Below are 22,248 nucleotides of genomic sequence, written 5' to 3'. Positions count from 1 at the left end.
TGTACCTTTACACAAATGAATTTGCTATGAAATTACGATTACCCCTGCTACTCGTTTTGTTTTTTTCTTTGGCCCAAGCGCAACATCGTGTGGGTAAAGAGATTAAAGCCTTAGAAAACGGCAGAACGCGTTTTGTACCCTTTACCGTATTGACGGAAAAAACGGGTTTCCACAATCAATCCGTTGAAGCTGTTTTGGCGCATCCAACCTACGCGCAACTTGCTACCACAGAATTGCAATCCATTCTGTCCTTACGTCCTGAAAATATCGAAGTAAGTCTTCCCTTCGAAGGCGGAAATCTTACTGTACAATTGTATCGTGTAATTCCATTTGCAGAAGGGTTTCATGTAGATACGGACAAGTCTAAAAATGAATCCTATACACCTGGGGTATACTACCGTGGGATTATTAAAGGGGATTACGAATCAGTGGCTAGTTTTAACTTTTTTGAAGGTTCATTAAATGCCGTGATTTCTGGTCATGGGTACCATAATATTGTCGTAGGGAAATTAACCAATTCCCCCGATTATGTGGTGTATTCCGATGCCAAAATGAAAGTTGCCAATCCATTTTCTTGTGCTACGGAAGACAAAGGTGTTTTACCTGTACCAACTACAACGAACTTAGATAAGAATGTAAATTCTACGCGATGTGCAACAATGTATTTTGAAATTGATAACGATATTTATGTTCAAAATGGAAGCGATGTTGTGGCTACTACGAATTGGATGACGTCCGTTTTTAATAATGTGCAAACTTTGTATTCCAACGATAACATTACCGTTGCCTTGCGATCGCTGTACATTTGGACTACTCCCGATCCCTATGAAGGAATTGGAACTTCTTCAATAGCATATTTGTATAAATTTAATCAAGTCCGACCCGTTTTTGATGGGGATGTGGGACAATTAATCGGGATTGATGATGGCGGTTTAGGTGGATTAGCCGTTACAATTAATGGAATATGTACCTCTCAAAATTTTTGTTATTCGGATGTAGAGTTTGATTACAACTCGGTACCCACTTACTCGTGGACGATCGAAGTAATCACGCACGAATTTGGCCATTTACTAGGTTCTCCGCATACACACGCTTGTGTGTGGAATGGAAATAATACAGCGATTGATAACTGTGCAACAGCAGGTCAAGGTTCGTCTGCGGAAGGTTATTCCTGTCGGACGACCCCTTTGACGATTCCCGCTTCAGGGACCATTATGAGTTATTGTCATATCGTCAGCAATGTGGGTATTGATTTTAGCAATGGTTTCGGACCCCAACCTGCCCAACGAATTATTGATACTTTTGACAGTAGCCTATGTCTAAGCACCGATTGTATCAATACCTGTATCAATACCATTGAAACAATAGTTGTTGAGTCCACAACGTTGACCACAGCAACTTTGAGTTGGATCGATACGAGCGGGTCAACACAATGGAATATTCGCTATTATCTCAATGGCGATACTCCGGGTAACTGGACTACCGTTTCCAGTACAAGCGCTACGTTTACCAATTTAACACCCAATACGTACTATGTTTTTGAAGTTACTCCCATTTGTCCGAACGGGTTGGAGATTGGAGGCCGAACACTCTTGTTCATGACCGCAGATTCCTATTGTACAGGTTCCGTATTTACCGATACGGGAGGAGCAACTGGTGATTACGACGACGAGCAAACTATGGTTCGAACACTAATTCCGAATGTACCTGCCAACAATATTACATTAACTTTCTCGATATTTAATTTAGAATTGGATTACGACTATATGTACATTTATGATGGAAATTCAACTGCAGCTCCAGAATTCAATAATGGGATTGGATTTACCGGAAATACTATTCCTGGTCCATTTGAATCTTCAGCGGCAGACGGCTCCTTAACCATTCAATTCAAATCGGATCAGTTTGTGACAGAAGCGGGTTGGGTAGCCACCATTGGATGTACACCTAATCTAAGTGCAACTACTTTTCAAGGAATCGATTTTACCTATGCACCCAATCCAACCAACGGAATTGTTCAAATTCAATCGAAAACGCCTTTGCAATCCATTGCAGTGTACAATGTAACAGGACAATTGCTTTATTCAGAAGCCCTGAAAGACACGACTACGAATGTCGATATAAGTAGTTTTGCACCGGGTACGTATTTCTTCTCCTTACAATTTGATGAAGAACATATGGTCCATTTTAAAGTGATTAAAAAGTAAATCAGTATAATTAGAAAAGCCATCGTTAAGATGGCTTTTTTTATAACTTTTCTATAAGCTCTAATGCTTTGTGTATTGATTTTACCTGTTCAAAAGTAATAAGTAAACGCAACCCATTTTTGGTTTGCTTTTCCTTGATTTTGCAAATGTTTCCGTTGCGTTGTACATATTCCAAAATCTGCATGAAACGGTTGGTTTGATAAAAATCACTTTGCTGATCTCCGATAAAATAACCCACCATTTTGTCTTGTTTCAAAATGAGCTTTTCAATCCCTAATTGGGTCGCTTTCCATTTGATACGAATACTATTAATCAATGCCTTGGCAGGTTTTGGTAACGGTCCAAATCGGTCAACCAAACGTTGCTCGTATTCTTCCAAAGTTTTAATATCCTTGATCGCACTCAATTCGTTATACAAATTCAAACGCTCGGTAATGTTGTTCACATATTCATCCGGGAAGAGCAATTCAAAGTCGGTGTCGATTTGTAAATCTTTCACATATTCCTTCGTTTCTGCATCGTTTTCCTCCTGGTACAATTCCTTGAATTCGTTTTCTTTCAACTCTTCAATGGCCTCATTCATGATTTTTTGGTAGGTTTCAAAACCAATTTCATTGATGAAACCGCTTTGTTCACCACCTAATAAATCTCCCGCACCGCGAATCTCCAAGTCTTTCATCGCAATATTAAATCCGCTGCCCAATTCACTAAATTGCTCCAACGCATGGATACGTTTGCGCGCATCATCGGTCATCGCAGAATACGGCGGCGTGATAAAATAACAAAACGCTTTTTTATTGCTTCGGCCTACCCGTCCGCGCATTTGATGCAAGTCGGATAATCCAAAATTGTTGGCATTATTGATAAAAATCGTATTCGCATTGGGAACATCCAATCCGCTTTCAATGATCGAAGTAGCTACCAACACATCAAATTCCCCATTCATAAACGCCAACATCAGTTCTTCCAATTTCTTTCCGTCCATTTGGCCGTGGCCAATGCCAATGCGGGCATCGGGAACCAAGCGCTGAATCATTCCCGCAACTTCCTTAATGTTTTCAATGCGGTTGTGAATGAAAAACACCTGACCGTTGCGCTGAATTTCATAAGAAACCGCATCGCGAATCAAATCTTCGTGGAACCGCACCACCTGCGTTTCAATCGGATAACGGTTGGGCGGCGGTGTCGTAATGACCGATAAATCGCGTGCTGCCATCAACGAGAATTGAAGGGTTCGCGGAATCGGAGTCGCCGTCAATGTCAGTGTGTCAACCGTATGGGAAATTGTTTTGAGTTTGTCTTTCACATTTACCCCAAACTTCTGCTCTTCGTCAATGATCAATAAGCCCAAATCCTTAAACTTCACATCTTTGTTGACCAATTGATGGGTGCCAATGATGATGTCCACTCTGCCTTCCTCCAACAACTTTAATGTCTCGTTTTTCTGTTTGGTTGTTTTGAATCGGTTGAGGTAATGAATCGTAACCGGTAACTCCTTCAAACGTTCAGAAAAAGTGCGGTAATGTTGGTAGGCCAAAATTGTAGTTGGTACCAAAACCGCCACTTGTTTGCCATTGTCTACTGCTTTAAAAGCAGCGCGAATTGCAACTTCCGTTTTCCCAAAACCTACATCACCACAGACCAAACGGTCCATCGGACGGTCATTTTCCATGTCGGCTTTTACGTCTTGGGTGGCTTTGTATTGATCGGGCGTATCTTCGTAGATAAACGAACTCTCCAATTCTTTTTGTAAATAGCTGTCGGGGGCACAAGCAAAACCTTTCTCTGTGCGGCGTTTGGCATACAACTGAATCAAGTTGAAAGCGATGTGCTTAACTCGTGCTTTGGTCTTTTGTTTTAAAACCTTCCACGCATTGGAACCCAACTTATAAATCTTCGGTGGGGTGCCATCTTTGCCGTTGTATTTCGAAATCTTATGCAGCGAATGGATGCTTACATACACAATATCATTATCGGCATAAACCAACTTAATCGCTTCTTGGGTTTTGCCATCGACCTGAATCTTTTGCAAGCCCCCAAATTTCCCAATCCCGTGATCTATATGCGTCACATAGTCGCCTACCGTCAACGAGGTGAGTTCTTTCAGGGTAATCGTTTGCTTTTTGGAATACCCATTTTTTAAATTGAAACGATGGTAGCGTTCAAAGATTTGGTGGTCGGTATAACATGCAATTTGGTTTTCTTCGTCCACAAATCCTTGGTACAACGGGAAAACTACGGTGTTGTATTGCTTGCGTACGCTTTCGTGATTTTGTTCATCAATATCTTCGAAAATATCATGAAAACGGTTCGCTTGGTTTTCATTGGAACAAAACAAATAATTCTTGAATCCGTTGAAATGATTCTCCCCCAAATTGTTCAACAACAAATCAAATTGCTTGTTAAACGAAGGTTGGGGCTGCATCAAGAACGGAACGGTTTTGTCTGCATTAAAATGGGGTTGGTTACTCAATTCCACCACCGAAAATCGGTCGGCACGCTTCATGAAAAAGGCCTGATTGATAAACAACTCTTCAGGCGATACGTGGCGAATGCCCGCTTCTAATTTTCCAAACGCTTCCGTTGCTTTGGCAAACAACTTGTCCAATTGTTGGCCTAATACTTCGGTATGTTGCAAAAACAACACGGTGGAATCGTCAATATAATCCAGAAAACTCTCGCGGTTTTCTTCAAAGAATTTATTCTCTACATTGGGGATAATCGAAATCTTTTTCAATTTCTCAATCGACAACTGGGTCTCCACATCAAAACTACGGATGGAGTCGACTTCATTGCCAAAAAACTCAATGCGGTACGGGTTGTCATTCGAAAAAGAAAACACATCGACAATCCCACCGCGCACCGAGAATTCTCCCGGCTCTGTGACAAAGTCAACCCGTTTGAAATTGTATTCAAACAAGACTTCGTTGATAAAGTCAATACTCGTTTTGTCGTTGACTGAAATCTTTAAGGTGTTTTTCTCCAATTCCTTTTTGGTCACCACTTTTTCAAACAACGCTTCCGCATACGAAACAATGATGGCGGGCTTTTTGCGCGAATTGATGCGGTTCAAAACCTCAGCGCGCAACAAGATATTGGCGTTATCCGTTTCCTCAATTTGGTAAGGACGACGGTACGAACCCGGATAAAACAACACATCTTGTTCATTGATCAATTGCTCCAAATCGTTGAGGTAGTAAGCTGCTTCTTCTTTGTCGTTAAATAACAGCAAAAAAGGACGATCGGCTTTCTCAAAAAGGGCTTGGATTACAAACGAAAGGGCAGACCCCACCAACCCACGAGCGTTAATTTTGACATCGCGATGTTCTAGGGCTTGGGCAATAAGTTGGACTTTTGGCGCATTTTGATACACCGAAAGTAGCGTTTGCTTACTCAAAACTTAGTGATTTATAGGCGTGTTGGGAATCGCACGCGTGGTGTCTTTCATTTTTTGGAAATCCGGTTCACCTTCTTCACGCGGAATCAAACTGCGTTGCACAATTTCTTCCAACTGTAATTGTAAATATTCAATTTCGGTATTGACTTCACCCACCAATTGCACCACTTTGTCGTCGGGGATTTGGTTGAGGTGAATGTACAAATCCATACTTTTTAATTTGGTATTGATCACCATAATGCGGGCGCGAACTTGCGGCTTGTTGAACTCCTGCGGAACGCCCAGCAATAATTCATTGGATTTAGCCACCAAAACAGTTGCTTTTTTCTGGAAAGCACTCAGCGTACTTTTGGGCTTTTGATTAATTTCCCTCAAAAAGTTACGCCACTCATTCCAAGTCCCAATACGCGCCATGGTTTGGGGGTCCATAGGAGCAATGTCAAATTCCCAACCCCGATTAATCGTGTTGAAAATGGCTTCCTTCTTTTTTGCTTCTTTTTGTTGTTCAATCAATAACGTACTGTTGTCGTTTTGACAACTCATCCAAAGTACCGAACAAAAGAATACCCAACGTAGTTTCATGGCGTGCGTTTATGCCTTGCAAAAATAAGAAACTAGTTTGGAGTAATTGAGTTAAACATTTGGTAAGTTTTGAAGTACATCCTCTATGCCTTACCACTTCCAATTAAAAAAGGAACCCCGAATTGCTTCAAGGTTCCTTTTCTTCCATCGGGTTTAGAGTGCAACTTATGGGAGGTAAGATAATCCGCGGCGTGTTTTCCAGAGGAAGTATTTTTCTAATAATATTTTAGAGAAATCATACAACACATTAGGGATCATCAATGCAATGGTGCGGGGTTTAAATAAATGATTGGAAAAAATAATCACTTCTTTTTTGCCACAGTCCATGATGCAAACGCCGGGAATTTTACCCCACGCTTTTTCTTTTAATTTTTGTTCTCCGCGTGAAACACGAAGAATATTTTCAGCTACGATTTTACCCGTTTCATCAGAGGGATACCCTGTTTTGGGTGAAGCAAAAGGAACTTTCGCTGGAGTAAAAGGGAGTTTTACATCAACAGCAATACCTGCTGCCCAAACATTGGGGAGTTCGCGGTGACGGTAATCATCACCTACCGGAATGTATCCGTTGGGTGTCGCCAATAAACTGGGAGAATGTGTCACAAAGTCAACCCCAATAAACGGCGGCATTAACATCGTGAAACGAGATTCCAATACAGTGCCATCTGTGAGAATAACTTGGTCTTCTTTCACTTCACCAATGCCCACTTGCGTATGGAAATGAATGTTAAACATCTTCATAAACCCTTTCAACATGCTTTCTGCTAAGGGCATGCCGTCTATACCAAAGTGACCCAAATAATCTTCGGGTGTCACCCAGTGCAAATCGACTTTCTTACGAATGTTTTGTTCGCGCAGCCATTTTTCCATATTGAATAAAAATTCATAGGCAGCACCCATGCAACCCGCATTTTGTGTGGCACCAATAACTACGGGCCCTGGATTCTTTTTGAATTCTTCTAAGGCTTTTCGGGTTTTCATCGCACCGTTGGGCGTGCCAATGTAGTGGGCAAATTCTTCTACCCCTGGCGCAATGTCGTATTTCACTTTTGGTCCAGTAGCTACCACCAAATGATCGTAAGCAAACTCACCTTTATCGGTAACCACAAGTTGTTTTTGCGTATCAACGGTAAGGGCTTCAGCTTGAACAAACTCTACACCTTTACGTTGTAAAATGGTATCTTTTCGAAAAGAAATGTCTTTAATATCTCTTCGTTTAAAAGGTACCCAAATCAAAGAAGGGATGAAAAGGAATAGGGGAGATTTGTCAATTAAAATCACACGATGTTCGTTTTTCCCTTTGCGTTTTAATTCCAATGCGGCGGTCATTCCTGCAAAACTTCCACCAACGATTACTGTAGTTTTCATAACCCAATGATTTTATAGTGTAAAGGTACACTTACAAAATGGCGTGGTCGGTGACTTGTGTTACATAGGGAGGTAGTTTTGAGACATTAGTCTTTAGACGTTGGACGTTAGTCAATAGTAATCGATAATGGGTCTAATTTTTATAAGGCAGCACACGTTGGGTATTCTATCAAGTGCCTTCCCGTTTTCGCCTTTATCTCCCTTCCGATGGTCGGGAGGATACCGGCTCTACCGGGGCTGTAGTCAAGTGCCTTTTTAATTTGAAAATTTGAAAATTTGTGAATTTGAAAATTAATCTTTCAATTCACCTCTAGACGATCTTCATATTTCAGACTTACCACATTTGTCTTTTTTGTACCTTTCAAACGTCAAACGTCAAACGTCTAACGTCTAATGTCTAAAGTCTAACGTCTAAATTCTACACCCATGAAACACCTTTTCCTTTTCCTCACGACCATCGCTTTGGCGCAAACCCCAAAAGAAGCGGTCAATCAATTGCTGGACAATTGGCACAAAGCGGCAGCTACGGCCAACTTCAACGCGTACTTTGATGCAATGGATGACGAATCGATTTTTATCGGTACCGATGCTACAGAAAATTGGGACAAAAACGCATTCAAAGCCTTTGCTAAGCCCTATTTTGATAAGGGGAAAGCTTGGAACTTTGCCGCTTTGGAACGTCATATCTTTTTTTCTGCCGATGGCAAGATGGCGTGGTTTGACGAATTACTTAATACCCAAATGAAAATCTGTCGCGGAAGTGGTGTGCTGGTATTAACTCCGCAAGGATGGAAAATCAAACACTATGTCCTGTCCATGACCATACCCAACGACACCACCGATGCCGTGATCAAAATAAAAGCGCCTATTGAAGATCCACTAATACAGCAGCTTTCTAAAAAATAAGAGTTCCTTCGGGAACTTTTTTTATTCGGATAAAACCGACTTTTATTTTTCTCCGTATATAGTGTTGTAAACAAAAACTAAACAAAAATGAAACGGAAAAAATTAAAAGTGATTATAGGTTCGCTGCTCGGTACCTTTTTGCTCCTGTTTATAATCTTGGTAGCCCATATTGCTACCGCTAAACCTATCGAGAACGCCCACATACAAATTAGTCGTATCGACTTCGATCAACCCTTAGATACGACTATGGCTTCTCAGATCAAAGACCAACTCCATGCCATCCCCGGGGTGAAAAGCGATATTATTGTGAAAAATAATGTAGTGGTCTATTTTCATGATAACACGGTGGCCAACTCCCAACAAGTTTTTGATCAATTGATGAATAAAGGCGATTACAAAGCACAGCGCTTTGTAGTACCTGCAGAATTGGCCAACGCACAAGTGTGCCCCGTGATTAAAAAAGACAGTTGGAGCTACCGCTTCTCGTCTTTTGTACAAGGAATCTTTAATTAACACAAATATAAATTGCTATGAAATTTTTGAAACAAACCTCCCTCGTCGCTGTATTGATTGCAGCCGCTTTTGCCACTTCATGTAGTAATGATGATGACAATAGCACTCCCGCGAAACCTTCCATCTATGCGCGTTTAGGCGGAACCACTATGGTATCTGACCCTGATAATCCAGGTCAAATGATTGAACAAGGTCGCTTGAGCTACCGTAAAGTAGTGAACTCAACAGTGGGTCTTATCGTAGCCGACATTCAAGCCGGTGCTTCGGGTAATCTTGGTGCGCACTTTGCCCCAGTTTTGGCTGAGGTAGGTGCAGGAAACACCACCAACTTGGCTATTTTGGTTGACAATTTAACCGATTTCTTCTCCTTCAATACTGGAGGAACCAATCCTGTGAATACCTACAATGGATTGAACATGGTCGATGCACACAACCCAGCTACGAATCCACGTATGGGTGTGAAATCAACCAATGCTAATTATGACAAATTTGTAGGGTATGTAGGTGCTGCAGCACAGCAAAATGGTGTAGCCGCTAATACCGAATTATATACCGATATCGTTGCGGTATTGGAATCGTTACGAGCGCCTATTGTTCAACAATAGTAGTTTTTGTTTAGAGTGAAAAGGCCTCCCTAGGGAGGCCTTTTTGATTTTGTTATTTTCGTAAGTTGTCCAACATCACTTGGGTCATTGCACTCATGTCGTATTCGTGTTTCCAACCCCAATCGGAGCGTGCACACGAGTCGTCAATAGAGGCAGGCCAGGAATCCGCAATCTTTTGACGGAAATCGGGTTTATAGGTAATCGTGAAATCAGGAATGTGTTTCGTGATTTCGGCGGCAATTTCTGCCGGAGTAAAACTGATGCCCGCTAAGTTGTAAGACGAGCGTATTTTTATCGCCTCCGCGTCGGCTTGCATGATTTCAATTGTCGCACGAATGGCATCTTCCATATACATCATCGGCAGTTTGGAATCATCGCGTAAAAAACATTCGTATTTCCCGTCCTCCAAAGCTTTGTGGTAAATGTCAACCGCATAATCGGTGGTACCACCTCCTGGTTCGGAGGTCCAACTGATTAAGCCGGGGTAACGGATACTACGCACATCGACGCCGTATTGGTGGTGGTAGTATTCACACCAACGTTCCCCAGTTTGTTTCGAAATACCGTAGACCGTGGTCGGTTCCATAATGGTATACTGAGGCGTGTTTTCTCTCGGCGTAGTTGGGCCAAATACCGCAATACTTGAGGGCCAAAAGATCTTTTTGATTTTTCCGGCTTTCGCCAAATTCAACACGTGAAACAAGGAATTCATGTTCAAATCCCAAGCAAAAGCAGGGTTCTTTTCTGCCGTAGCCGAAAGTAAAGCCGCCATCAAATACACGTCGGTAATCTGGTATTTCTCAATTAAATGTTCGATTTGATTGTAGTCAAGCGCGTTGACAACTTCAAAAATACCCGTATTCACAATGTCGTTGTTGAGCTTCCGAATATCCGAAGCCACAACATTGTCTACACCGTATTGTGCACGTAGTTGTGTTGTCAATTCAGTACCTATCTGTCCACAGGCACCAATGATTAAAATTTTTGTGGTCATGTAGTGGTTTGTTTGTAGGGCAAAGATAGGAGATTAATGTTTCAAGTTTAATGTTTCAAGTTTCAAGTTTAGACTGTAGACTTTAGACATTAGTCGTTAGAAAGAAATGAAAAGGAATGGAAGGTTTTTAAGTTAACACGTCAATAGAAAGATTCATTTTCAAATCCTCAAATCCTCAAATCTTCAAATCTTCAAATTTTCAAATCAAAATCACACCTTCTCCCCGTGCTGCGACAAGTCCAGTCCCAGTTGTTCCGATTCTTGGCTTACGCGAATGGGAATAAGGAAGTTGGTGAATTTAAAGAGGAGGTAAGCACCGCCAAAGGTAAAGGCCGACACCAATACCAATGCCATCATGTGGTGGCCAAACACCGACCAGCCGCCGTAGAGTAGGCTGGCGTTTTCCCCCTGCGCGAAAAGGGCGGTGAGAATCATTCCCATAATTCCGCCCACTCCGTGACAGGCAAACACATCTAGGGTATCGTCAATTTGTTTTAAGCGTTTCCAGTACACCATGGTGTTGGACACCAGGGCGGTTACAAATCCGAAGAAAATACTCTGCGGGAGGGTCACATACCCCGCGGATGGGGTGATGGCTACGAGTCCGACCACAGCGCCAATACACGCGCCGAGGGCCGAAACCTTGCGTCCGTTCAATCGGTCAAAGAACACCCAAGTGAGCATGGCGGCTGCAGAGGCTACGGTAGTGGTTGCAAAAGCGAGTGCGGCGGTAGCGTTGGCAGCTAGTGCTGAACCTGCATTGAATCCAAACCAGCCAAACCATAGGAGTCCGGTACCAAGCAGCACAAACGGAATATTGGTCGGAATATGTTCGCTGTTTTGGCGTTTTCCCAAAACGATTACCCCTGCCAGTGCGGCAAACCCGGCGCTCATGTGAACGACGGTGCCGCCGGCAAAATCCTTCACACCGAAATAGCCGCCGAGGAGGCCGTGAGGGTGCCAAATCATGTGGCATAACGGTGCGTAGATGAGTAGGGTGAACAAAGCGATAAATAAAAGAAACGAGATAAAGCGTATGCGTTCGGCCAGCGCTCCCGTAATGATAGCGGGCGTGATGACGGCAAATTTCATTTGAAACAACGCATACAAAATAAAGGGAAGCGTACTTCCGAGCGATTTATGAGGCAAAAAGGATACCTGATCGAAGAAGGCAAAGTCGGTTGGGTTGCCAAAAAGGCCATAGTATTTCCCGTCAAGGGTAATGCCGATGGGGTCACCAAAGGACAGACTAAACCCAACAACCACCCAAATCAAACTGATGACGCCCAGGCAGATAAAACTCTTGAGCATGGTGGAGATTACGTTCTTCTTACCCACCATTCCGCCGTAGAAAAACGACAGTCCGGGCGTCATGAGTAGCACCAAACAGGAAGAGGTAAGAATCCAAGCGATATCGGCCGTTTGAAGTTGGTCGGTGGAGCCAAAGGTAGCCCCAACGACGGGTTCGGCATGCGGCCAAACGAGTCCGGCGATCGCTACGACCGTAATCATGACAAATGCGGAGATCCAACGTTTTTCTAATCCCATACCCTTGTGTTGTGTAGGGTAAAATTACAAAACAAACAGCATTTTAATAAAAATTGAATCAAAAATTAGGGGGTGTAGTTTCATTTTTGTGAGTTTATCAAAAAAGAAGGAGTTTTTTTATGGGGTTGTAAATTCGAAAACGATTTTTTTGTAGTAGTCGTTAGACTTTGGACGTTAGACATTAGACGTTAGAATATGAAGGAATTCACAACTGATTACTGTTAGCTGATTACTGATCACTGACCACTGTTGACTGCTCACTGCTCAGCAGCTCAGCAACTTTCAAAGCCCTTTCCTTTTGTATTCCTCCCATTTTCGCTCCATTTTGAAGCTATTCCTATTACCTTTTACCTATGGTTTAGTGGCACAACTGTGGCACAACCGTGGCAGAATACCGAAGTAAACCGCAAGATGACTGGGAGATGACTGGAAGAAGTTATGAATTATGAATTATAAATTATGAATTAGGCGTTATGTGTTTGTTGACATACGACTTATGACATACGACTATTCTTTCCTCTAACTTCACATCCACAAGCATCCCTAATTCATAACTCATAATTCCTATTTTTTGAAATCTTTTGTACGACTTATAGTAAAGGTATAGTAACCTTTACCAAAAGGTATATATTAGTTAACCACGACGTTAAAGCGAAGATGATGCGGGGTTGATACGAGGTTAGTCCGAAGTAGTAGGATGGGTGGTGGTGGGGATGATATTTCATTTGATTAGTTCAAAAAGTATTTCATTGTTAAAAACTTTATTGGACTAATTATGTCCAAAAAGCAGTTGATTTTATTAAATTTGGACATAAATTGACCAATATGACAACGGCATTAAAATTGAAATCTTTTGGTGAACATTTGAGGACTCTTAGAGAGGACTCAGGTTTAACCTTAAAGTATGTTTCAGATCAAATAGGAATAGATACTTCGTTATTAGCTAAAATCGAACGTAATGAAAGACAACCTACAAAAAATATTATTAAACAGGTCTCTGTTTTTTTTAAAGTTGAGGAGAGAGAATTACAGAACGATTATTTAAGTGATATAATTGCTTATAAAATAATTGATGAAGAAGCAGATTTGAGTATCTTAAAAGTTGCTGAAGAGAAGATAAAATACCTAAAAAATATTCAAAATGAAAAATGAAATTAAAGTCGTAGAATTGTTTGCAGGAGTTGGTGGATTTCGTCTTGGATTAGAAGGATGGAATGGAAAGTCTGCGTCTTCTGGGTATAAGAAAAAAATGAGTTCACCTTTTAAAATAGTTTGGAGTAATCAATGGGAACCTTCTACAAAGACACAACATGCGTCATTAGTTTATGAAAATAGATTTGGTAATAAGCATCATTCAAATGAAGATATTGCTCAAGTTGAAGTAGCCAACATTCCAGATCATGATTTATTGGTTGGAGGTTTTCCATGTCAAGATTATTCAGTTGCCACTACATTAAAAAATTCAAAAGGATTAATAGGAAAAAAAGGTGTTCTATGGTGGAGCATTCATAAGATATTGTCTGAAAAAGAAACCAAGCCAAAATACTTATTTTTAGAAAATGTTGATAGATTATTGATTTCACCTTCTGGACAAAGAGGTAGAGATTTTGCAATCATTCTTCAAAGCTTAAATGAGTTGGGGTATATTGTAGAATGGAGAGTTGTGAATGCTGCAGACTATGGAATGCCTCAAAGAAGAAGAAGAGTGTTTATTTTGGCCTATTTGAAAGGGACTGAAATATATGATAACATAAAGGAATCCAATCCAATAGAATGGATATTAGAAGAAGGTACATTCGCTGAAGCTTTTCCTGTACAAACTGAGTATTCACTAGTTCCGAATGAATTTGAATTAGTAGGTGATATTGTTTCCATTTCTGAAAATTTTAATAAAAAAGGTAGCTTAGGAATGTTTGAAAATTCCGGTATAATGATTGATGGATTAGTAACAACTATTAAAACTAAACCATACTACGATGGTAATTTTACATTCTTAGGTGATATTATTCAAAATGGTGAAGTTACCTCAGAATTTTACATTAATAATGAAGATATCGATAAGTGGAATTATTTAAAGGGAGCAAAAAAAGAAATGCGTAAAAATGCACAAGGATTTGAATATCATTACAGTGAAGGTGGTATGATTTTTCCTGACCCACTGGACAAGCCTTCTAGGACTATTATTACTGGTGAAGGAGGAAAATCTCCTTCTAGATTTAAACATGTAATTCAAACACCAAAAGGATTTAGAAGACTATCACCCGTAGAATTGGAACGATTAAATATGTTTCCTGATAATCACACTCAACTTGAAGGAGTTTCAGATACAAAGCGAGCTTTTTTTATGGGGAATGCATTAGTTGTAGGAGTAATAGAGAGAGTAGGAATAAGTTTATGTAGTAAAATTGAAAATGGAATTATTGTACAATCCTAACAATAAAGAGTCTGTTCTTGAATATGCAAAAAGATTAAAAAATATATCTTTACGTCAAGCTTGTACTCCAGAAGTATTAGAACATTCCTATTTAGGAAAAGGTAATTTTGGCCAGGTTATAGAAAAATTTTATTTTGGATATGATCCTAATTCAAAAGCAGAAGCTGACTTTTCTCAAATAGGATTGGAATTAAAAACCTCACCACTAAAACTTTTAAAAAATAATGAGTACAGATCAAAAGAACGTTTGGTACTTAGCATTATCAACTATTTTAAAGTAGTTGATGAAAATTTTGAAGATAGTGACGTAATAAAAAAAAATTCGAACATACTTTTAGTTTTTTATTTATACGAAAAGGGAGTTGATATTTTAGATTTAGTTATAAAATTAGTAGACGAATGGAATATTCCTCAAACAGATTTAGAAATAATCAAGAGAGATTGGGAAATAATAAAAAATAAAATAGTTGCCGGAAGAGCACATGAACTCTCTGAAGGAGATACATTTTATTTGGGTGCATGTACAAAAGGCGCAAACGCATCTACTATAAAAATGCAGCCTAATTCGACACTTCCAGCTAAACAAAGAGCTTTTTCATTTAAACAAGGCTATGTAAATCATATAATCGCAACTATTTCAAAAGGATCAAATGAAGTTTATGGAAAATTAATTGATTCTATTGATACTGTAAAAAAAGCGACAATTGAAGAAATTGTTATTTCTAAATTTGAACCATATTATGAATTGACAACTATTGATATTGAAAAAGTTTTAAATATTAACTTAAATAAAAAAGCTAAAAACTATTATGCTAATTTAACTAAAGCAATTTTAGGTGTAGAGTTAGACAAAGAAATTGAAGAATTTGAGAAAGCTGAAATTAATGTAAAAACAGTCCGATTAAAATCAAACAATACCCCTAAAGAAGACATTTCATTTTCCAATTTTAAATTTGAACAAATTGTACTAGAAGAATGGGATGAATCCAATTTTAAAGATATTCTAGAACATAAATTCCTATTTGTTTTTTTTCAAATTGAAAATGATAAACTGATTCTCAAAAAGGTGAAATTTTGGAATATGCCTTATGGTGATATTTTAGAAGCACAAAAGGTTTGGGAAAAAACTAAACAAATAGTAGCTGATGGCAATATCGTTAAAGAAGTCATCAATGGTAAACGTAGGACTAATTTTTTGAGTAAAACCTTAAACAAAGTTTCTCACGTTAGACCGCATGCAATCAATGCAAATGATACTTACCCATTACCAGTAGAAGATAAATTGACAGGTTTAAAAAAATATACTAAACACTGTTTTTGGTTGAATAGTTCTTATGTAAGAGATGAAATATATTTAAAGTAAGTAGGTATATTTTTTACAAAAAATCCCCCACACACCTGCGGGGGATTACAACTAACCAATCTTTTTAATTCTGTATGAAATGAAAGGGCAAACGGGGTTACTTTCACGGGGCAAAGAACGGGGAGCAGCGTTAGGTTTAGGTAAAGACGGTGTGAAGTTTGTATAAAAAAATCCCCCACACAACTGCAGGGGATTTTTTTTAAGTTTCAGGTTTCAAGTTTCAAGTTTCAAGTTTCCGTCTTTCACGACTTACGACTTACGACTTACGACTTTCTGACTTACGACTCTCACTACCAAATCTTCACGCGTTGGTTGGGAGCGAGGTATAAAGAATCGCCGGGTTTTACGTTGAAGGCTTCATAGAATTCGGGGATGTTGCGCACCACACCGTTGATACGGAACTTGGCCGGTGAATGTGGGTCGGCTGCAATCTGCGAACGAATGGCTTCCGGACGGGATTTGTCTAGCCATACCTGACCCCAACCTAAGAATACACGTTGGATGCCCGTAAAGCCATCCATTTTAGGTGCTTCTTTGCCGTCTAAACTCATTTTATAGGCTTTGATCGCAATGCTTAATCCGCCCAAGTCACCAATGTTTTCCCCTAAAGTATATTGTCCGTTGACAAATAATTTAGGTAGAGCCTCAAAGCTGTTGTATTGCGCCACTAACGCACCGGTTTTCTTTTTAAATGCAGCTAAATCAGCTGGCGTCCACCAGTTGCGCAATTTACCGTCACCGTCAAAAGTACTTCCTTCGTCATCAAAACCGTGTCCAATTTCGTGACCAATTACCGCACCAATTCCTCCATAGTTCACGGCATCGTCAGCGTTCATATCAAAGAACGGCGGTTGTAAAATAGCCGCTGGGAATACAATCTCGTTTAACGATGGGTTGTAATACGCATTTACCGTTTGTGGTGTCATGCCCCATTCCGTGCGGTCCACAGGTTTGCCCAATTTGTCCAAATTACGTTGGTATTCATAAGCGGCACAACGTTGCATGTTGCCGTATAAGTCGTTTTTCGCAATGGTCAACGACGAGTAATCCCGCCATTTATCTGGGTAGCCAATCTTAATCATGAACTTGTCCACTTTTTTCAAGGCTTCTTTCTTCGTAGTTGCACTCATCCAATCCAATTTTTGGATGCTTTCGGCATAGGCTTTCAATAGGTTTTTCACCATTACCGTCATGCGTTCTTTGGCTTCAGGTGAGAAATGTTTTTCTACATATAATTTTCCAATCATTTCGCCCAAACCACCACTCACGGTTTGTACCGCACGTTTCCAGTCGTCGCGTTGTTTTTCGGTACCGTTTAATACTTTGCCGTAAAATTCAAAGTTTTGGTTGTCCAAAGCTGTTGTTAAATAACCTGCAGCACCGTCTAATACCGACCATTTCAAATAAGTTTTCCACGTAGCAATGGGGGTTGCTTTAATCAAAGCATCCAAGCTTTTCATATAGGAAGGCTGTGCAATCACAACCGTTTTTTCTTTACTCATACCTGCTTTTTCCAAGTAGGTTTTCATGTTGAAGTTGGGCATCAACGTTTTTAACGCTTCCAACGTCATCGGGTTGTTTAATTTCTTGGAATCGCGGTTGTCTTCTTTGCGCACATGAATGTTTGCTAGCGCCGTTTCCAAAGCCACAATAGTTTGTGCATCGGCTTTGGCGTTGGGGAATTGTGCCAAGGTCAACATTTTCTCCACATGTTGGGCATAAGCCGCACGAATGCTCGTCATTTCAGGAGCTGTAGCAATATAGTAATCGCGATCGGGTAGTCCCAATCCGCTTTGCCAAGCCATAATCACGTTTTTCGTTGGATCCACATAATCTGTATTGACAAAGACACCAAATGGCGCACGCGTACCTTCACGGTTGGCAGCACCTAAGTAAGCCGCTAATTCTTCGTTGTCTTTTAAAGCATCGATTTTAGCCCACTCGGGTTGAATCGGACTCAAGCCTTTTGCATCACGGCCTTTGCGGTCCATGAACGAGGCGTAGAAGTCGCCAATCTTTTGTTCTTCAGAGCCGGCCGAACTGTTGCTTTTGGCAGCGGCTTGGATGATTTCTTTGACGTCTTTCTCGGATTTGTCCAACAACATATCAAAGGCACCATAAGCGGCTTTATCGGCAGGGATTTTGGTTTTACGGCTCCAATTGCCGTTGACATAAGCGTCAAAATTATCGCCCGGTTTCACCAACGTATCCATGTTGGCTTTCGTTATTCCGGAGTGAAGCGGTTCGCTTTTTTGGCACGAAGTAACCAAAGCCGCTAACGCAATGACCGGTAGTGTTAGTTTTTTCATATTGAAGTAATTTTAGTCGATTGTTTGAATAAGTAGGTTTTTAGGGAAAAATGTTACAGGAGAGCTGCTGAGAGGCTGAGCTGCTGAGAGGCTGAGCTTCTGAGAACTGCGACTTTTTCACGCTCTCGTCGATTCCCGCTCAATAATTTGCGTTTCAAGACGTACCGTTTTGGGTTCCATACTGCGGTTTTCTTTGCGGGCATTCATTTCTTCTAATAATAAATTGAAAGCGGCCACGCCCATGTCGTAACTGGGTTGTTCAACGGTGCTTAAGGATGGCGTGATGACTTGCGACATGAACCAGTTACTAAATCCGATGACTTTGATTTGTTGCGGTACCTTGATGTTGTTTTCATTGAAATAGGCCAACACGCCCACGGCGACCAAGTCGGTAATACAGAAAATACCGTCCACATCGGGATGGTCTTTGATGATTTGCGCAGCGAATTCTTTGCCTTCTTCGAAAGAAACCCGACTACAGGTGTAGACCAAAGACGGGTCGAAGGGAATATCGTGTTTCTCCAATCCTTTTTTATAGCCCAAAAAACGGTCGATGGCATTTTGCGGATTTACGGGTCCGCGAATGTGTGCAATTTTCGTACAGCCTTTGGAAATCAAATGGGCTGTGGCTTCGAGGGCAGCTTTTTGGTCGTCGATGATGACTTTAGAACTATTTAATAACTTGGAGATTTTGTCAAATTGAACAAAGGGAACGCCACGGCGAAGGAGTTCTTTCAAATGTTCGTCGTCGTTGGATTCATTGGATAACGACATCACAATACCGTCTACGCGTTTGTTGAGCAACAATTCCACCTGACTCTTTTCCATCACCACGGATTCGCTGGATTGTTGGATGATAACGAGGTAGCCGTTCTTTTCGGCTTCGGCCACAATACCGTCAATGACACTGGAGAAAAAGTGGTGCACCAATTCGGGAATAATCACTCCGATGGTTTTGGACTCTTTGGTGCGAAGGTTCACGGCAAACGAATTGGGGGTATATTGCAACTGATGCGCAAGGTCATGTACAGCCTTACGGGTTTTGTTGCTTACATCCGGATAATTCTTTAATGCTTTGGAAACCGTAGTAATGGAAATTCCTAAGGTTTCGGCAATTTGTTTGAGTGTCGCTTCTTTCATTGTAACAAATATGGTGAAAAAAATCGATTTCGGAAATCGAAAACGTTTTCGGTATTTTCGAAAACGTTTTCGGTGTGAAATTCTTAATATTCTGTTAACCAAAAAATTAATTTCGAAATAATAATCAACTCAAATTAATAATCAATTAAAAACTGAAAAATGAAAAAAATTACTAATCTTTTGCAGAAATCGCTGTTACTAGCTATGCTATTGCTAGTGTCGCAAGCTTTTGCTCAAAGTGGTGTTTTGTCAGGAAAAGTTACCGATGCGAAAGGTAATGCGGTGGTTGGGGCCAACGTAGCTGCCGGTTCAAAATCGACAACAACTAATGAAAGTGGTGCTTATAGCATCGGTGGATTGGCTGACGGCGCAACTTCAGTAACCGTGTCATTCATTGGTTACAAAACCATTAAAAAAGAAGTATCGGTAAAAGGAAACACGACGGCCGATTTTCAAATGGAAGATGATTCCAAAAGTTTGGATGAAGTAGTTGTAACAGGGGTTGTACGTCAACGTACAAAATTGCAATCGAGTGTTTCGGTGAGTTCGGTGAATACTGCGCAAATCGAACAAGCGGCTCCACGTTCAACTGCGGAGATCTTCCGTTCTATTGCGGGTATTAAAGCTGAGCCAACAGGTGGTGAGGGTAATGCCAACATTACAGTACGTGGTATTCCAATTGCATCTGGAGGAGCTAAATTCTTGCAATTGCACGAAGATGGTTTGCCTGTAATGCAGTTTGGTGACGTAGCGTTTGGTAATGCGGATATTTTTGTTCGTAACGATCAAACCTTAGCACGCGTAGAAGCAATCCGTGGAGGTTCGGCTTCAACGGTTGCGAGTAACTCACCAGCAGGGATCATCAACTTTATCTCAAAAGATGGTAAAAAAGAAGGCGGTACGTTAATGCAACAAGTTGGTTTGGATTTTGGTCAAACCCGTACTGATTTTGAATACGGTTCTCCATTAACTGAAACATTGCGTTTCCACGTAGGTGGTTTCTACCGTCAAGGAGAAGGACCTCGTAATGCAGGATATACAGCGAATTTAGGTGGTCAGTTCAAAGCGAATTTAACCAAAGAATTCAAAAATGGATACGTTCGTTTGTATGTAAAATATTTGAACGACAAATCAATTGGTTATTTGCCAATGCCTGTAAAAGTATCAGGTACCAATGCTAGTCCGAACTGGAGTTCTGTAAGTGGTTTTGATATCTTACACGATACACCGCACAGTGCTTATATGTTAGACAACCTTACTATCGGTGCTGATGGTGAGCGCAGAAGAAGTAATATGGCAGACGGTATGCACCCAATCAACACGTCGTTTGGTGCAGAAATGTCGTTCGATTTAGGTGATGACTGGAAAATTGAAAACCGTTTCCGTCAAAACTTTATCAAAGGTCGTTTTGAATCTTTATTCCCAGCAGAGATTTCTACAGGAGGTGCTTTAGCGAGTGCTTTTGGTGTAGCGAATTTAACGTATGCAAACGGACCTTCAGCAGGTGGAAACTTCAGCAACAATGCGTTGGCAATGCGTATTCACACCTTTGACACTGAAATCAACAACTTCAACAACTTCACAAACGACATGAAATTGTCTAAAAAATTCGGTGATGTTGATGTAACTTTTGGTTACTACAGAGCGTTCCAAAACATTAACATGTCTTGGTTATGGAATTCGTATTTGATGGAAGTAAAAGGCGATAATGCCGCTTTATTGAATGCAGGTTCTGCTACTTCAAACGGTTTATATGCTTACGGTGTGCCACTTTGGGGTAACTGTTGTACGCGTAACTACGATGCCAACTACGATATCACTGCTCCTTATGCAGCGGTACAATGGAAAGCTTCTGAAAAATTAACGGTTGATGCGAGTGTTCGTTTTGATTCAGGTAAAGCAAGAGGAACCTATGCTGGTGCTACTCAAGCCGCTAATTTAGATGTAAATAACAATGGTGTAATTGATGGTCCTGAGGTGAGTGTTTCTGTGGTAGATAATGCCAACCGTAAACCAATCAACTACGATTATGATTATACTTCCTACTCTTTAGGTTTGAACTATTTAATGAATGAAAACCAATCGGTATTTGGACGTTACAGCCGTGGTGGTAGAGCTAATGCTGACCGTTTATTGTTTGGACCAAACATCTTAAACTCAGGTGCTGCCATCAATGGATTAAGCGCGGATATGGTTGATCAAGCAGAAATTGGTTTCAAACGTAAAGGAGAAAACCACACCTTCTATGCAACAGCTTTCTATTCTAAAGTTTCTGAACAAAACTGGGATTTCGGTGGAGGAGCTGGAGGAATTCGTCAAATCCAACGCGAATACAACGCTATGGGTCTTGAGTTAGAAGGAAGCTACCGTGTAAGTGACTTCAACATTATGGGTAACGTTACGTATACCAAAGCAAAAATTGCTTCTGATGCGTTAAATCCATCTGTAGAAGGAAACCGTCCACGTCGTCAAGCGGATTTCATCTATAACATCGTACCTTCTTACAAATTTGGAGGTAAAAAACAACATAACGTAGGTTTCTCAGTAATTGGTACTACAAAAGCTTACGCACAAGATAATAATCAGTTAGTTATGCCCGGTTATGCTTATGTTAACCCATTCGTAAGTGTTGAATTGACAAAAGGTCTTTCGGCTACTTTGAATGTAAACAACGTTTTTGATACTATCGGTATCACTGAGGTTGAAGAAGGAAGCATCACCGAAAATCAAGACAATATCTTACGTGCACGTTCTATCAACGGTAGAACTACAACGTTAACAATCGCTTACCGATTCTAAGATATTTTTCATGTTTATTTTGTTAGCAATTCCTGCGTCAGAAGATGGCGCGGGAATTGTTTTTACGTAAATTGGTAGTCTAA

At 40.6% G+C, this 22,248-nt stretch carries 15 protein-coding genes; 8 read left to right on the top strand and 7 right to left on the bottom strand.

Features of this window, described 5'->3' with window-relative positions; genetic code table 11:
• Window positions 1–26: 26 nt before the first annotated feature.
• Entirely contained in the window at window positions 27–2,207 is a 2,181-nt protein-coding gene (locus tag OLM45_RS02515; protein WP_264511703.1) for a M12 family metallo-peptidase, read from the top strand.
• Between the two features lie 40 nt (window positions 2,208–2,247).
• Here the strand turns inward: OLM45_RS02515 and mfd are convergent, their stop codons facing one another.
• The 3 genes from mfd to OLM45_RS02500 all read right to left on the bottom strand — a co-directional run bounded on the left by mfd (window position 2,248) and on the right by OLM45_RS02500 (window position 7,554).
• Complete coding sequence (mfd, locus tag OLM45_RS02510) at window positions 2,248–5,550, bottom strand: transcription-repair coupling factor (RefSeq protein WP_413614195.1); 3,303 nt, start codon at window positions 5,548–5,550, stop codon at window positions 2,248–2,250.
• Window positions 5,551–5,607: 57 nt separating this feature from the next.
• The gene (locus tag OLM45_RS02505; RefSeq protein WP_264511699.1) at window positions 5,608–6,186 is read right to left on the bottom strand and encodes a hypothetical protein; all 579 of its coding nucleotides are present in this window, start codon (window positions 6,184–6,186) and stop codon (window positions 5,608–5,610) included.
• A gap of 165 nt (window positions 6,187–6,351) precedes the next feature.
• Window positions 6,352–7,554, bottom strand: a complete 1,203-nt coding sequence (locus OLM45_RS02500) for an NAD(P)/FAD-dependent oxidoreductase (protein WP_264511697.1) — start codon at window positions 7,552–7,554, stop codon at window positions 6,352–6,354.
• A gap of 426 nt (window positions 7,555–7,980) precedes the next feature.
• On the opposite strand from OLM45_RS02500, the gene OLM45_RS02495 reads away from it, so the two are divergent.
• From OLM45_RS02495 to OLM45_RS02485, 3 genes are all read left to right on the top strand, one after another.
• On the top strand, window positions 7,981–8,460 hold the full coding sequence (locus OLM45_RS02495; RefSeq protein WP_264511695.1) for a nuclear transport factor 2 family protein: 480 nt from the start codon (window positions 7,981–7,983) through the stop codon (window positions 8,458–8,460).
• Between the two features lie 87 nt (window positions 8,461–8,547).
• A complete protein-coding gene (locus tag OLM45_RS02490; RefSeq protein WP_264511692.1) occupies window positions 8,548–8,973 on the top strand; it encodes a hypothetical protein in 426 nt (141 codons plus the stop codon).
• Between the two features lie 17 nt (window positions 8,974–8,990).
• Complete coding sequence (locus OLM45_RS02485) at window positions 8,991–9,578, top strand: hypothetical protein (RefSeq protein WP_264511691.1); 588 nt, start codon at window positions 8,991–8,993, stop codon at window positions 9,576–9,578.
• A gap of 52 nt (window positions 9,579–9,630) precedes the next feature.
• Here OLM45_RS02485 and OLM45_RS02480 read toward each other — a convergent pair whose 3' ends face one another.
• A complete protein-coding gene (locus OLM45_RS02480; RefSeq protein ID WP_264511689.1) occupies window positions 9,631–10,572 on the bottom strand; it encodes an L-threonine 3-dehydrogenase in 942 nt (313 codons plus the stop codon).
• Between the two features lie 210 nt (window positions 10,573–10,782).
• Window positions 10,783–12,120 (bottom strand): ammonium transporter, encoded by a 1,338-nt coding sequence (locus OLM45_RS02475; protein WP_264511688.1) that lies wholly within the window; start codon window positions 12,118–12,120, stop codon window positions 10,783–10,785.
• An 825-nt stretch (window positions 12,121–12,945) separates the two neighbouring features.
• On the opposite strand from OLM45_RS02475, the gene OLM45_RS02470 reads away from it, so the two are divergent.
• The 3 genes from OLM45_RS02470 to OLM45_RS02460 are packed head-to-tail and all read left to right on the top strand — an operon-like array spanning window position 12,946 to window position 15,917.
• Window positions 12,946–13,272, top strand: a complete 327-nt coding sequence (locus OLM45_RS02470) for a helix-turn-helix domain-containing protein (RefSeq protein WP_264511686.1) — start codon at window positions 12,946–12,948, stop codon at window positions 13,270–13,272.
• On the top strand, window positions 13,262–14,554 hold the full coding sequence (gene dcm / locus OLM45_RS02465; RefSeq protein WP_264511684.1) for a DNA (cytosine-5-)-methyltransferase: 1,293 nt from the start codon (window positions 13,262–13,264) through the stop codon (window positions 14,552–14,554). Before OLM45_RS02470 ends, dcm begins: the two co-directional genes overlap by 11 nt.
• Window positions 14,532–15,917, top strand: coding sequence for a Sau3AI family type II restriction endonuclease (locus OLM45_RS02460; protein WP_264511682.1), 1,386 nt, complete (start codon window positions 14,532–14,534; stop codon window positions 15,915–15,917). The genes dcm and OLM45_RS02460 overlap by 23 nt, the downstream gene beginning before the upstream one ends.
• Before the next feature lie 290 nt (window positions 15,918–16,207).
• Here OLM45_RS02460 and OLM45_RS02455 read toward each other — a convergent pair whose 3' ends face one another.
• Both OLM45_RS02455 and OLM45_RS02450 read right to left on the bottom strand, forming a co-directional pair.
• Window positions 16,208–18,226: a M13 family metallopeptidase gene (locus OLM45_RS02455; RefSeq protein WP_264511680.1), complete on the bottom strand. Its 2,019-nt coding sequence runs from the start codon at window positions 18,224–18,226 to the stop codon at window positions 16,208–16,210.
• Between the two features lie 117 nt (window positions 18,227–18,343).
• A complete protein-coding gene (locus OLM45_RS02450) occupies window positions 18,344–19,366 on the bottom strand; it encodes a LacI family DNA-binding transcriptional regulator (protein ID WP_264511678.1) in 1,023 nt (340 codons plus the stop codon).
• A gap of 159 nt (window positions 19,367–19,525) precedes the next feature.
• On the opposite strand from OLM45_RS02450, the gene OLM45_RS02445 reads away from it, so the two are divergent.
• Window positions 19,526–22,165, top strand: coding sequence for a TonB-dependent receptor (locus OLM45_RS02445; protein WP_264511676.1), 2,640 nt, complete (start codon window positions 19,526–19,528; stop codon window positions 22,163–22,165).
• Window positions 22,166–22,248 lie beyond the last annotated feature (83 nt).

Source organism: Flavobacterium sp. N1719 (genome assembly GCF_025947045.1).
Lineage (GTDB): Bacteria > Bacteroidota > Bacteroidia > Flavobacteriales > Flavobacteriaceae > Flavobacterium > Flavobacterium stagni.
This window is presented reverse-complemented; position numbering and strand designations above follow the sequence as displayed.

Excerpts from the sequence above, each read along its gene's own strand:
- OLM45_RS02455 (WP_264511680.1), bottom strand. The coding sequence starts at position 18,226 with ATGAAAAAACTAACACTACCGGTCATTGCGTTAGCGGCTTTGGTTACT.
- OLM45_RS02480 (WP_264511689.1), bottom strand. The coding sequence starts at position 10,572 with ATGACCACAAAAATTTTAATCATTGGTGCCTGTGGACAGATAGGTACT.
- OLM45_RS02445 (WP_264511676.1), top strand. The coding sequence starts at position 19,526 with ATGAAAAAAATTACTAATCTTTTGCAGAAATCGCTGTTACTAGCTATG.
- OLM45_RS02450 (WP_264511678.1), bottom strand. The coding sequence starts at position 19,366 with ATGAAAGAAGCGACACTCAAACAAATTGCCGAAACCTTAGGAATTTCC.
- OLM45_RS02495 (WP_264511695.1), top strand. The coding sequence starts at position 7,981 with ATGAAACACCTTTTCCTTTTCCTCACGACCATCGCTTTGGCGCAAACC.
- OLM45_RS02500 (WP_264511697.1), bottom strand. The coding sequence starts at position 7,554 with ATGAAAACTACAGTAATCGTTGGTGGAAGTTTTGCAGGAATGACCGCC.
- OLM45_RS02475 (WP_264511688.1), bottom strand. The coding sequence starts at position 12,120 with ATGGGATTAGAAAAACGTTGGATCTCCGCATTTGTCATGATTACGGTC.
- OLM45_RS02470 (WP_264511686.1), top strand. The coding sequence starts at position 12,946 with ATGACAACGGCATTAAAATTGAAATCTTTTGGTGAACATTTGAGGACT.
- OLM45_RS02485 (WP_264511691.1), top strand. The coding sequence starts at position 8,991 with ATGAAATTTTTGAAACAAACCTCCCTCGTCGCTGTATTGATTGCAGCC.
- OLM45_RS02490 (WP_264511692.1), top strand. The coding sequence starts at position 8,548 with ATGAAACGGAAAAAATTAAAAGTGATTATAGGTTCGCTGCTCGGTACC.
- OLM45_RS02515 (WP_264511703.1), top strand. The coding sequence starts at position 27 with ATGAAATTACGATTACCCCTGCTACTCGTTTTGTTTTTTTCTTTGGCC.
- OLM45_RS02505 (WP_264511699.1), bottom strand. The coding sequence starts at position 6,186 with ATGAAACTACGTTGGGTATTCTTTTGTTCGGTACTTTGGATGAGTTGT.
- dcm (WP_264511684.1), top strand. The coding sequence starts at position 13,262 with ATGAAAAATGAAATTAAAGTCGTAGAATTGTTTGCAGGAGTTGGTGGA.
- OLM45_RS02460 (WP_264511682.1), top strand. The coding sequence starts at position 14,532 with ATGGAATTATTGTACAATCCTAACAATAAAGAGTCTGTTCTTGAATAT.